This is a genomic window from Nocardioides taihuensis (assembly GCF_042657275.1).
GTDB classification, from domain to species: domain Bacteria; phylum Actinomycetota; class Actinomycetes; order Propionibacteriales; family Nocardioidaceae; genus Nocardioides; species Nocardioides taihuensis.
On the sequence record NZ_JBHSKD010000018.1, the window covers coordinates 236096 to 248473 of the forward strand.

Genomic DNA, 12378 nt, shown 5'->3' on the forward strand with positions numbered 1-12378 from the left:
CCGCCACCGCCGAGGGGGACCTGACCATGGCTGAGCCGACTGCCGCGCACGCGCGCGAGCTCGGGGACTATCTGCTCATCGCCCGGCGCCGCTGGCGGTGGATCGTGGGCGGCGCGGCCGTCGGGCTGGCGCTGGCCCTGGTCTACCTGCAGTTCGCGCAGCTGACCTACGCGTCGACCGCCAAGGTGTCGGTGGCCGCGCTGCCGTCGGACAACCCTGCGGAGGGGGCCCGCACCAACGACGCGATCAACCTCGACACCGAGGCGCAGCTCGTGAAGTCCGACGACGTCGTCTCGAACGCCGCGCAGGACCTCGAGTCGACCGAGGGGCTGCGCCGCCTGGCGTCACGGGTCACGGTCACCGTGCCGGCCAACACCACCGTCCTCAACATCACCTTCCGGGCCCCCACGGCGGTCGCCGCGCAGACCGGTGCGCAGGCCTTCGCCCAGGCCTACCTCGCGAACCGGGAGCAGGAGGCGCTGCTGCAGCTGCAGAAGGAAGAGACCCGTCTCCAGGGCGAGATCGACACGCTCACGAAGAAGATCACGGACCTGGGCGCCGGGATCCAGCAGCTGACCGGCCCGGGGCAGAAGGTGGACCGGGCGTTCCTCATCGCCCAGCGCACCGCACTGAACTCCCAGCTCGAGCAGTACCAGGCCGACCTCGCGCCGGTGAAGGACGCCACGGTCTACCCGGGCTACATCAGCAACGACGCGACCCGGCCGAGCGCCCCCGTCGACCCCAACCCGCTGCTCGTGCTGCCCTCCGGCCTGATGGCGGGGCTGCTCGCCGGCGTGGTGCTGGCCGGCATCCGGGAGCGTCGCGACAAGCGGATCCACTCCGCGGTCGACATCGAGCGGATCTTCGGGCTCAAGCCGCTGGCGCGGATGCCGTGGGGTGACGGCAGCCTCGACGACCCCGCCGGGGTGCGCCTCGACGCCGAGGTGCGTGCCGTCTACCACTCGCTGCGCGCCAACGGACCGGCCGCCACCGAGTCGACCGTCGTGGTGGCGCCGGAGGCCGTGCTCGCCGGCGAGCGGCTCGCGTTCTCCCTCGCCGTGGCCGGGTCCCGGGCCGGCGCCTCGGCCGTGTACCTCACCCGTCCCGGCCACCTGACCGCTGCGGACCGCTCAGTGGCGGCGGGCACCCGGGGCCTGCTGAGCCTGCCCGACTACGAGTCGATCGACACCGTGGTCGCGGGCGAGGTGCACGCCTCAGCCCTCGCCAAGCGGCTGCGCGGCCTCCGGTCCAAGCACGACTTCCTGGTGCTCGGGCTCCCCAACGACGACCCGGTCGTCGACCTGCCGCTGCTCGGTCGCCAGGTCGACGTCGCGGTGGTGCTCGTCGCCCTGGGGCGCACCCTGCGGGGGTCGGTGGAGTCGGTGCTCACCAGCATCACGAAGTCGGGCATCGAGAACGTCGCCGTCGTCGTGCTCGAGAAGCCGCACCGCCGCGCGTTCCACCGCACCCAGCGCCTCAACGTGATCACCGCCGACTCCGAGCCGGCGCCCGGTGAGGTCGACTCCGGCGACAGCGACCTCGGCATCGACCGGTTCGCCCCGGAGCCGGGCGACGCGCCCGGTCCGATCCGTCGGCCGGCCGGTCCCGGAGGGACACCCCACCGCGCCGGCGACCAGCCCGGCAGCCACGCGAACGGCACCACGAACGGCGTCCACCGCAACGGGACACCGGTCAACGGCGGCGCCCCCCTCGCAGCCGGCGACGGCGAGATCCGTCCGGTCGACCGCCCGGCCGGTGGTGAGGCGAGACCGTGACCGCGCCGGAGGTCCGCGGCGACCACGCGAGCGTGGACGCCGTCGGCATCGACTCCCGACGCCTCGTCTTCGTCGCCGGGCTGCACCGCAGCGGGACCACCCCGCTCGCGCGTCTCCTGGCCGAGCACCCCGAGATCAGCGGCTTCCGCGACACCGGTGTCAAGGAGGACGAGGGCCAGCACCTGCAGGACGTCTACCCCGCCGCGCGGGAGTACGGCGGTGCCGGCCGCTTCGCCCACGACCCGCGGGCGCACCTCACCGAGGACTCGCCCCTGGCCACGCCCGCCAACGCCGAGCGGATGCTCGGCCAGTGGTCGCGGCACTGGGACCTCGACCGCCGGCTGCTCCTGGAGAAGTCGCCCCCCAACCTGGTGATGACCCGCTTCCTGCAGGCGCTCTACCCCGACGCGCGCTTCGTGGTCGTGGTGCGGCACCCGGTGGTGGTCGCCCTCTCGACCCTCAAGTGGTCCGGCCCCACCACGCGGACCGGCCGGCTCGTCGAGCACTGGCTCCGCGCCCACGAGACCTTCCTCGCCGACGCCGCCCGGCTGCGCAACGTCCACGTGGTCCGCTACGAGGACCTCGTCTCCGAGCCGCGCCGCACGCTCGACGCGCTGGGCGAGTTCCTCGGCCTGGAGGAGCCGCTCTCCGACGCGTCCTTCGACGGCAGGCGCAGCGACTCCTACGCCGACACCTGGCGGCGGTGGCGCAGCTCCTCCTCGCCGCTGACCAGGCTGCGGGTCGGCCTGCTGCGTCGCCGCTTCGCCGACCGTGTGGAGCGGTTCGGCTACGACTTCGAGGAGCTCGGGGTGGCCGGCCCGTTCCCGCTGCCGGCGCCGCGCTCCGTCGTACCCCTCGTCCCGCGGGCCGCCGACCGGCTGCGGGTGCTCTACGTCGGCGGCATGCCCCGCAGCGGTTCGACGCTGACCGACCTGATGCTGCACCAGCTCCCCGGGCACGTCGGGGTGGGCGAGCTGTTCTACCTGTGGCGCAACTGCTTGGCCCACGACGGCCTCTGCGCCTGCGGCGAGCCGTTCTCGCGCTGCCCCTTCTGGACCGAGGTCGGCGCGGTCGCGTTCGGCGGCTGGGACGCCGTCGACGCGGACCACGTGATGCGGCTCCAGGCGCGCGTCGACCGCACCGACCGGATCCCGCTGCTCCTCTCGTCGCGGCGGCCGCGGCGCTTCGAGGCCGACCTCGCGGAGTACACCGGCCTGCTGCGCCGGCTCTACGCCGCGGTCGCCGAGGTCTCCGGGCAGCAGGTCGTGGTCGACTCGTCCAAGCGACCGAGCCTGGCCTACGTGCTGCGGACCATGCCCGACGTCGACCTGCGCGTCGTCCAGGTCGTGCGCGACCCGCGGGGCGTGGCGTTCTCCTTCAACAAGCACGTGGCCCTCCCGGAGGGGGCGGCGCTGCGCGACGAGATGCCGCGCAGCAGCACCCGCAAGGTGAGCCGGCGCTGGGTGACCGTGAACCTCGCCGTCGCCGCGCTGGCCCGGTGCGGTGTCGCGGTGACGCGGGTCCGCTACGAGGACCTGGTCGCCGATCCCCGCGCCTCGCTGCGTCGCATCCTGGCCCTGACGGCCGAGCGTCCTGAGGACGCCGCTGCCGCCGACCTCGGCTGGGTCGACCCGGACAGCGTCACGGTCCCGCGCACGCACGTCGTCGCCGCCGGTCGGATCCGGCTCCACGACGGCAGCATGCCGTTGCGGCTCGACGAGCAGTGGCGCGCCGACATGCCCCGCGACGACCGGCGGCTGGTGGAGCTCGTGACCGCTCCGCTCCGCCGCTGGTACGGGTACTCGTGAGCCGGTCGTAGAGACGCCATGAGCATGCTGGAGTCCCGTGCCGGGACCGACGACGCAACGACTGAGTGGGTCCGCGACCCGCTCGGGTCGGACCTCGACGACCGTGTCGTCGTCCGGCTCCCCGTCGTACGCCGTCCCCGGTGGGTCGACCAGTCCAGCTGGCCCCTGCCCCGCAGCGACCGGCGCCTGCCGCCGGGCTGGCCGATCGCCGCCGCGGTGGCCGGCTGGCCGCTGTGGTGGGCGCTGGGCGTGACCATCCTGGTCTTCCCGCTGGCCGCGATCCCGCTCGCCTGGAGCCTGCACCGGCGGGGACGGGTGAAGACCCCTCCGGGCTTCCTGATCTGGGTGCTCTTCCTGGCGCTGGTGACCCTGAGCGTGTTCGCGCTCGACGTGGAGCTCGTCGGCACCGCCATGTCGAGCGGGATCGGGCGCTACTTCGCCTTCGGCTTCCGGTTGCTCAACTACCTCGCGCTGACGGTGATGCTGCTCTACCTCGGCAACACGACCGAGGCCGAGCTGCCGCGACGCCGGGTGATCTCGTGGTTCTGCGTGCTCGCGGTCTCGTGCATCGTGCTGGGGTCGCTGTCGGTCGTGATGCCGGACTTCACGTTCAAGGCCCCGGCGTCCTACCTGCTGCCCGGTGCGCTGCAGGACGAGGGCGGCGGCATGGTCCAGCTCGCCCAGGTGCAGCCGGTGCTCGGCGAGACCTCGCCGCGACCGGCGGCGCCGTTCCCCTTCACCAACGCGTGGGGCAACAACCTGTCGCTGCTGCTGGTCTGGCTGGTCGTCGGGTGGGGCGTGCTCGGCAGCCGCTCGCGCCGGACCGTGCTGCTCCTGGTCCTGACCGTCGCGCTCGTGCCGATCATCTACTCGCTCAACCGGGGCATGTGGATCGGCCTCGGACTCGCGGTGGCCGTGGCCGTGGTCCGGCTGGCGCTGTGGGGGCGGATCAAGGCCCTGCTCGTGGTGCTCGCCGTGCTGACCGTCGCCGGCAGCGTGCTGGCTGCCTCGCCGCTCGAGAACCTGATCTCGGCGCGCGCGGAGACCGGGCACAGCAATGAGGTGCGCGGCTCCCTGCTCGGCACGGCGATCGGGGCCGCCGCGAGCTCGCCCGTGGTGGGCTTCGGGTCCACCCGCAAGACGCTGGGCAGCGACGAGTCCATCGCGATCGGCCCCTCCGAGGCCTGCCCCAAGTGCGGTGCCCGCAACATCGGCAGCACCGGCCAGCTGACCCTGCTCCTGGTCTCCCAGGGGTTCCTGGGGGTGGTCCTCTACCTCGGGTTCCTCTTCTGGGCGTTGTTCTCGTTCCTGCGCGACCGATCCCCGTTGGGACTCGCCGGCACGACCGTGGTCGGCATGGAGATCTTCTACTGCCTCGTCTACTCGGCGCTGACCATGCCGCTCGCGATCACCTTCCTGTCCATCGGGCTGCTCTGGCGCAACGCCCGCCTGCGCCGCGGGGACGACGTCGTCGGTGACGGCGTGCCCCCCGAGGTCGTGGAGGTCGGGCGCCGATGACCAGCACCACGCAGCGTCCCTCCACCTCCGGCGCGGTGGCCCTGCTCACCACGCTCTACCCGCCGCCGCTCGAGGTGCGCACGGGCTCGGTCAGGACCCCGCGTGCCTGGGCCGCCGTCCCCTCCCCGGCGTCGCCGCGGCTGCTGGTGCCGCTCGGCAGCCGGCGGACCATGGCGCGCGTCGTCCGGCGCCAGCTCACCGGGCAGCGGCCGCGCACCCGGGTCGTCCGCCAGCTGCTCACGTTGGCCGCCGCGACCGGCGTGCTGCGGCTGCCCGCCTTCCGGGTGGGGGTCGTCGGCGGCGACGGTCACCCGGTCGGGGTCGAGGAGGTCCTCGGTGACGTCCTCGGCCGTGACGACCTCGCGCTGACCCTGCCCGTCGGGCCGCCGCGCGCCAACCGCAAGCCGGTGCTCCAGGTGACCGACGCCGAGGGACAGGTGCTCGCCTTCGCCAAGGTCGGCGACCAGGCCCTCACGCGCGCGCTGGTACGACGCGAGGCCGGGGCTCTGGCCGCCCTCGAGGAGCACGACCTGCCCCACGTCCTGGCGCCGCGGCTGCTCGGCCTGCGGGAATGGGACGGCAACGCCGTGCTGGTCCAGGAGGCGCTCGACATCCCGACCGACCGGCTCACGGGCGAGGAGGCCCATCACCGGCTGCTGGCCGTGGTGCGCGACGTGGCCGGCACCGCGGCCGGGGCGCCGGTGGCGTGGGTCGACCACCCCTACCGGGCCGAGCTCGAGACCAGGATCACCGACCTCGAGAGCACCCGGGGCGGGGACGCCGTGGCCGGGCTGCGCGCCCACGCCGACGCCCTGCCGCCCCGTCTGCCGCTGGGGGTCGCCGCCTGGCACGGGGACCTCAACCCGGGCAACGTCGCGCTCGTCGACGGGCCGTGCCTGGTCTGGGACTGGGAGCGCTACGAGACCGGTGTGGTGCCGGGGCTCGACCTGCTCCACCACGAGCTGCACGCGGCGATCACCGTCCACGGCGTCACACCGCGCGAGGCGGCGAGCGCCCTGCTCGACCGCGCGCCCGCCACGCTGTCCCCGCTGGGCCTGCACCCCGTGGCGGCCGATGTCGTGGCGCGGCTGCACCTGCTGACGCTGGGCTCGCGCTACCTCGCCGACGACCAGGAGGCCGCCGGCGGTGACCTGGGCCGGATCGGGGAGTGGCTGCTGCCGGCGCTGGCGGAGGGCGGACGATGAGTCCGGTGCCGTCGCCCGGCCCGTCGGGCCCCGTCGTGGTCGGGATCCTCTCCCACCGCGACCCCGCCCTGCTGCGCCGCCTCGTCGACCGCGTGCTCGAGGGGGAGCACACGATCGCGCTGGTGCACCACGACCCGCGCGGCGTGCCGCACGGGCTGGTGCCGCACGACCGGCTGCTGCTCGTCGACGACCCGCAGCCGTGCGACTGGGGCCGGATGAACCTCGCCACCGCGATGCTGCGGCTGCTCGAGACGGGTGTCGCGCGCGTCCCCGACCTCGCGTGGCTCCTGCTCGTCTCGGGCCAGGACTACCCCGCCCAGCACCTGCACCTCACCGAGCAGGCCCTCGCCCGCAGCGACGCCGACGCGATGCTGCGGTGGTTCGACGTGCCCGACGACCCGCACGACGACGTGCACCCCTGGCAGACGCGCTGCCGCACCCGCTACCTGCACCGGGTGCGGGTCCCGGGCAACCGGCGCTCGGTGCCGTGCCCGCGACCCCTGCACCCCTTCCGCGGCGGCACGCGCCTGTTCATCGGCGACATGTGGGCCAACCTGCGGGCCCCGGCGGTGCACCACGTGCTGGAGCAGCGCGAGCGCCTCGCCCGCGTGGAGCGCTACCTCTCGCGCTGCTCGGTGCCCGACGAGGCGCTGCTGCCGACGCTGCTGCTCAACGACGCCGACCACCTGCGGATCAGCGGGGAGCGCAAGCGGTGGATCCGCTGGGTCGAGGGCAGCCCGCACCCCGAGCTGCTCCGCCCGGAGGACGTGCCCGCCGTGACCGCCTCGGGCGACTTCTTCGCGCGCAAGGTCGACGGCACGGCCACCGCCGCGGTGCTCGACCGCCTCGACGAGCTCGCCCGGGAGGCCGACCGTGCCCACCCGTGACCGGATCCGTCGCCGTGTGGGGCTCGCCGTCGTCGCTGCGCTGCTGCTCGCGGCCACCGTGGCGTGTGCCGACAGCTCCGGCGACCACCCGGGCGCGAGGCGGCCCGCGGTCGAGGCGGTGCCTCCGCCCGAGCACCCCCTGCCGACGCTCGCCGGCAGCACCATCCACCGCGAGAACGGCGAGACCGCAGCCCAGGCGCTCGCCCGCATCGACGCGTCGTACGGCCCGATCCGCGTCGCGCGCATCTTCTCCCCGGGCCTGCCGGTCTCGTGGAAGTACCTCGACGGCCTGCTCGGCGACCGACCGGCCGTGGTGTCGTTCCGCGCCACGCCCCGGTCGGTCCTCAGCGGGCGCTACGACCGGGCGCTGCGGGCGTGGTTCCGCGACGCCCCGACCGACCGCGACACCTGGTGGGCCTACCTCCACGAGCCCGAGGACGACGTGGAGCGGGGGTACTTCACCGCGCGCGCCTTCAAGCGGGCCTGGAAGCACGTCGACCGGATCGCCGCCCGGGTGGGCAACCCCCGGCTGCACGCGACCATGATCCTCATGTGCTGGACGCCCCAGCGGGGCTCCGACCGCGACTGGCGCGACTACGTGCCCCGCCACGATCGGGTCGACGTCCTCTCCTTCGACTGCTACGCCAAGGGGCGCGGCGCCGAGGAGTACGCCGACCCGGAGCGCCTGTTCGCGGCCGGCTACCGCGCCGCGCAGGCCGCGGGCGCCGAGTGGGCGGTCTCCGAGCTCGGCGCGGTCCGCGACCCCACGGACGACGGCACCGCCCGCGCGGCGTGGATCTCCGAGGCGGCTGCCTGGGTCGTCGGGCGCGCCCGCTTCGTGACCTACTTCGACGCCGACGTGGGCGGCGGGTTCCAGCTCACCGACGAGCCCTCCCGCGCCGCCTGGGCCGCGGTGGTCGCGGCCAGCCCGACGGGAGCCGACGGTGGCTGACCGGCGACGCGGCGGCGCGGGCCGCGCCGGCCGACCCCGCGTGCTCGTCGTGCTCGGGTCGGGACGCAGCGGGTCCACGCTCCTCGAGGCCGCCCTCGGCGACGTGCCCGGGGTGGAGGCCCTCGGCGAGGTGGTGCACCTCCCCGAGCGCGCGCTGCGGGACGACGAGCTGTGCGCCTGCGGCCTGGCCTTCTCCGACTGCCCCTTCTGGGTGGCGGTCGGGAAGAACGCCTTCGACGGCTGGGACCGGGTGGACGCCGACGAGCTCATCGCCCTGCGCCACGAGGTGGTGCGCACACGTCACCTGCCGCGGCTGCTGGCCGGCAGCCCGACCTCCGGTGGCCGCCTGCGCCGCGACGCGCTGGTCGAGCGCCTCGACGCCCTCTACCGCGCGGCGGCCGAGGAGTCGGGGGCGCGGCTGCTGGTCGACTCCAGCAAGATGCCCGCCTGGGCGGCCCTGGTGGCGTACGCCGACGTCGACGTGCACTTCCTGCACGTCGTGCGCGACCCCCGCGGGGTGGCCTACTCGCTCGGCAAGGAGGTGGTGCGGCCCGAGGCGGCCGGCACCGACCTCATGCACCGCACGACGCCGAGGGAGGCCGCCCTGTGGTGGTCGGCCTTCGAGCTGGCGGCCTCGGCGCTCCGGGCGCGTCACCCGGGCCGGGTCACCACCGTGCGCTACGAGGACTTCGTGGCCGACCCGCGCGGCACCGTCCGCACCGCGGTCGAGGCTGCGGGCGTGGCCGTGACGGAGGCCGACCTCGCCCACGTGTCGCGCGACGGCGTCGTGCTCGGGACGCACCACCAGGTGGCCGGCAACCCCGTCCGCTTCACCACCGGGCCCGTGCCGATCCGCCCCGACCAGACGTGGCGGCGGTCCTTGCCGGTGCGCGACCGGCGGACCGTGGAACTGCTGACGACCGGCATCCGACGGCTGCGGGGGTACCGGTGAGTTCACCCATATCGATGACCCGGGCCTCGTCCGGCCGTGGGTACGGTCGAGCAGGTGCAGTCGGGCACCGGGGGATGCGGAGGCGGACGGCATGCGCGTGAGGACCTGGACGACGACACTGGCGGCCGCCACCACACTGGTCGCGGGAGCGGCCGTGGTCGGCCCGGCGGAGTCGGTGGCGCCGCCGGGCGTGGTGAGCGTGGCGGCCGACGACGAGACCACCCCCGTGCCCGAGACGGGAGACGCGGCGGACGACCCGGCGATCTGGGTCGACCACGACGATCCCGCGAGCTCGCTGGTGATCGGCAACGACAAGAAGGGCGCCCTCGAGGTCTACGACCTCGACGGCACCCGGGTGCAACGGATCACCACCGCCACGTCGTTCTGGGGCAACGTCGACGTCCGCCAGGACGCGACCGTCGGCAACCGCACCCTCGACCTGGTCGTCGGCTACAACGCCGGGATCCGCTCGTACACCGTCGACCCCGCCACGCACCGGCTGGTCCCGGTCGGGGACGGCACCGGCGCGATCGGCACCGGGGGTGGTGAGGGCCTCTGCGCCTACACCAGCGACACCACCGGCCAGACGTCGGTCTTCGTGATCACCCGCGCCGGGCGGGTGCGGCAGTACCGCCTCGTCGACACCGACAACGACGGCCTCGTCCAGGGGACCCTCGTCCGGGAATTCCAGGTCGGCTCCGAGGCCGAGGGCTGCGTCGCCGACGACGAGACGGGCCGGTTGTACATCGGCGAGGAGAAGGTCGGCCTGTGGCGCTACGGCGCGGAGCCGGGGGACGGGTCCTCGCGCGTGCTGGTGGACTCCGTCGGGTCCGGCGGGCACCTCGTGTACGACGTCGAGGGCATCACGCTGGCGGACACCGGCGACGGCACCGGCTACCTGATCGCCTCGGCCCAGAACGGCGCCAGGCCCAAGCAGTCCTACTTCGCCGTCTACGACCGCACCACCAACGACTACGTCAAGGCGTTCCGGATCACCGACGGCACCCTCGCGGACGGGTGCCAGCGCACCGACGGGATCGCGGCCTACGCGGGCAACCTCGGCCCGGCCTTCCCCTCCGGTCTCTTCGTCTGCCAGGACAACAGCAACACCACACCGGGCTCCTCGGGGTCCCAGGACTTCAAGCTCACCCGCCTCGAGCGGATCCTCCCCACCGGCTGACCAGCACCCCCACGGAACAGGACATGACGATCGCTACCGAGCCCTCCCCTCCCGGACCCCGCTTCACCCGCCACGAGTCCGGCGACCGCCGCGAGCACAGCGAGCTGTCGCGGACCGCCCGACGCTGGGTGCGTCGGGGCTCCGACGCGACGACCGAGCTCACCGGTGCCGCCCGGATGCGTCCCGACTTCCTCATCGTCGGCGCCCAGCGCTGCGGGACCACCACGATGTTCAAGGCGCTCGTGCAGCACCCCCAGGTGCTGCGCCCGTTCCTGCGCAAGGGCATCCACTACTTCGACAAGAGGTACGACCGGGGCGAGCGCTGGTACCGCGGCCACTTCCCGCTGCTGGCCACCGAGCGCCTCGCGTCGCGACGCCAGGGCGGGTTGCCGGTGCTGACCGGTGAGTCGAGCCCCTACTACATGTTCCACCCGCTGGCGCCCCAACGGATCGCCGGCGAGCTGCCCGAGGTCAAGCTGGTGGTGCTGCTGCGCGACCCGGTGATCCGCGCCTACTCCGCGCACAGCCACGAGCGTGGGCGCGGCTTCGAGGACCTCGAGTTCGCCGATGCCGTGGCTGCCGAGCCGGAGCGGATCGCGGGGGAGCGCGAGCGGCTCATGGCCGAGCCCGGGTCCGACAGCCTGCACTGGCAGCACCACGCCTACCTGACCCGCGGCCAGTACGTCGAGCAGCTGCGGGTGCTCGAGCAGGCCGTGGGACGTGACCGCCTGTGCGTCGTCGACAGCGGCAGGCTCTTCTCCGACCCCCGACCGGTCGTCGACGAGGTGGTCGCCTTCCTCGGGCTCGAGCCCGGCGCGCCGATCGAGCTGGAGCAGCACAACGCCCGCTCCCGGTCCCCGCTGCCCGACGACCTGCGCCTGCGCCTCGAGCGCCACTTCGAGCCGTACGACGAGCAGCTCGCCTCCTGGTGGGGCCGCACCCCCTCCTGGCGCGAGTAGCCGGGCCCGGGGGCCGGGACGGTCCAGACCATCCACCAGATCAGGTATATCCCGAAGCCCGGGGCTGTCCGCGTCACCCGGTTCCCTAGCGTCGGGTCGGAGGGCGGCCGTGCCGGGCGGTCGATCGTGAGCTGAGGAGTCCTCGTGCGACAGGCAGCGACCGACGTCAACGACCCCGAGGTCGCTGCCGGGCCGGCGGACCAGGTGTCCGCGGACGTGCCGGCGACGGCTCCCGGGGTCAGCGTGGTCATCGCCACCCGCAACCGCCCCGAGCTGCTCGCCAAGGCCGTGCAGGCCGCGCTGGGTCAGGACTACGACGGCCCGGTCGAGGTGATCGCGGTCTTCGACCAGGCGGAGCCCAGCCCCGACCTGGCCCGCGACGACGAGCACCGCAGCGTCCGCGTGACCCGCAACTCCCGCACGCCGGGGCTGGCCGGCGCCCGCAACACCGGGCTCGGCCTGGCGCGACACCCCGTCGTGGCGTTCTGCGACGACGACGACTTCTGGACGCCGGCCAAGCTGCGGGCCCAGGTGGCGGCGATGGCGGCGACCGGGGCGCGTGCGAGCGTGACCGGCATCAGGATCCACTACGGCACCCAGGTGCGGCGACGCACGATCGACGCCCGGGTGCTGCGTCACGACGACCTGGTCCGCAGCCGGGTCACCGCCGCCCACCCGTCGAGCTACGTGGTCGAGCGGGCGGTGGCCGAGCAGGCCGGTCCGGTCGACGAGGTGCTCCCAGGCGGCTACGGCGAGGACTACGACTGGCTGCTGCGGGTCTCCGCGATCACCGACATCGCCTGCGTGTCCGAGCCCATGGTGGAGGTGCTCTGGCATCCCGGCTCCTACTTCACCCGGCAGTGGGACACGATCGAGGAGGCGCTCGGCTACCTGCTCCGCAAGCACCCCGACATCGCGGCCGACGGACGGGGCGCGGCCCGCATCCACGGCCAGCAGGCCTTCGCCCTCGCCGCCCTCGGTCGGCGGCGGGACTCGTGGTCGCGGCTCGTGACGACCCTGCGCGAGAACCCGCGCGAGCGACGCGCCTGGGCCACGATGCTGGTGCTGGCCCGGGTCACGACCGCCGACCGGGTCCTGCACGCGGCGAACAAGGTCGGGCGGGGCATCTGAGCCCCCTGGCA

10 protein-coding genes are annotated in these 12378 nt (G+C 74.2%); all 10 read left to right on the forward strand.

Going from position 1 to position 12378, the window contains the following annotated elements:
• The first annotated feature begins 26 nt into the window (after window positions 1-26).
• The 10 genes from ACFPGP_RS15015 to ACFPGP_RS15060 all read left to right on the forward strand — a co-directional run bounded on the left by ACFPGP_RS15015 (window position 27) and on the right by ACFPGP_RS15060 (window position 12367).
• Entirely contained in the window at window positions 27-1775 is a 1749-nt protein-coding gene (locus ACFPGP_RS15015; protein WP_378591475.1) for a Wzz/FepE/Etk N-terminal domain-containing protein, read from the forward strand.
• Window positions 1772-3583, forward strand: a complete 1812-nt coding sequence (locus ACFPGP_RS15020) for a sulfotransferase family protein (protein WP_378591476.1) — start codon at window positions 1772-1774, stop codon at window positions 3581-3583. Before ACFPGP_RS15015 ends, ACFPGP_RS15020 begins: the two co-directional genes overlap by 4 nt.
• An 18-nt stretch (window positions 3584-3601) precedes the next feature.
• Window positions 3602-5101, forward strand: a complete 1500-nt coding sequence (locus ACFPGP_RS15025; RefSeq protein WP_378591478.1) for a hypothetical protein — start codon at window positions 3602-3604, stop codon at window positions 5099-5101.
• Entirely contained in the window at window positions 5098-6306 is a 1209-nt protein-coding gene (locus ACFPGP_RS15030) for an aminoglycoside phosphotransferase/kinase family protein (RefSeq protein ID WP_378591479.1), read from the forward strand. Before ACFPGP_RS15025 ends, ACFPGP_RS15030 begins: the two co-directional genes overlap by 4 nt.
• Entirely contained in the window at window positions 6303-7193 is an 891-nt protein-coding gene (locus tag ACFPGP_RS15035) for a beta-1,6-N-acetylglucosaminyltransferase (protein ID WP_378591480.1), read from the forward strand. The genes ACFPGP_RS15030 and ACFPGP_RS15035 overlap by 4 nt, the downstream gene beginning before the upstream one ends.
• The gene (locus tag ACFPGP_RS15040) at window positions 7180-8145 is read left to right on the forward strand and encodes a glycoside hydrolase family 26 protein (RefSeq protein WP_378591482.1); all 966 of its coding nucleotides are present in this window, start codon (window positions 7180-7182) and stop codon (window positions 8143-8145) included. The genes ACFPGP_RS15035 and ACFPGP_RS15040 overlap by 14 nt, the downstream gene beginning before the upstream one ends.
• Window positions 8138-9097, forward strand: coding sequence for a sulfotransferase family protein (locus ACFPGP_RS15045; protein ID WP_378591483.1), 960 nt, complete (start codon window positions 8138-8140; stop codon window positions 9095-9097). Before ACFPGP_RS15040 ends, ACFPGP_RS15045 begins: the two co-directional genes overlap by 8 nt.
• A gap of 91 nt (window positions 9098-9188) precedes the next feature.
• Entirely contained in the window at window positions 9189-10277 is a 1089-nt protein-coding gene (locus ACFPGP_RS15050; protein WP_378591484.1) for a phytase, read from the forward strand.
• 23 nt (window positions 10278-10300) lie between these two features.
• A complete protein-coding gene (locus tag ACFPGP_RS15055) occupies window positions 10301-11236 on the forward strand; it encodes a sulfotransferase domain-containing protein (RefSeq protein ID WP_378591486.1) in 936 nt (311 codons plus the stop codon).
• Between the two features lie 144 nt (window positions 11237-11380).
• The gene (locus tag ACFPGP_RS15060; RefSeq protein WP_378591487.1) at window positions 11381-12367 is read left to right on the forward strand and encodes a glycosyltransferase family 2 protein; all 987 of its coding nucleotides are present in this window, start codon (window positions 11381-11383) and stop codon (window positions 12365-12367) included.
• Window positions 12368-12378 lie beyond the last annotated feature (11 nt).

Coding starts and splice junctions, on each gene's coding strand:
- ACFPGP_RS15015 (WP_378591475.1), top strand. CDS start 27: ATGGCTGAGCCGACTGCCGCGCACGCGCGCGAGCTCGGGGACTATCTG.
- ACFPGP_RS15025 (WP_378591478.1), top strand. CDS start 3,602: ATGAGCATGCTGGAGTCCCGTGCCGGGACCGACGACGCAACGACTGAG.
- ACFPGP_RS15030 (WP_378591479.1), top strand. CDS start 5,098: ATGACCAGCACCACGCAGCGTCCCTCCACCTCCGGCGCGGTGGCCCTG.
- ACFPGP_RS15035 (WP_378591480.1), top strand. CDS start 6,303: ATGAGTCCGGTGCCGTCGCCCGGCCCGTCGGGCCCCGTCGTGGTCGGG.
- ACFPGP_RS15050 (WP_378591484.1), top strand. CDS start 9,189: ATGCGCGTGAGGACCTGGACGACGACACTGGCGGCCGCCACCACACTG.
- ACFPGP_RS15055 (WP_378591486.1), top strand. CDS start 10,301: ATGACGATCGCTACCGAGCCCTCCCCTCCCGGACCCCGCTTCACCCGC.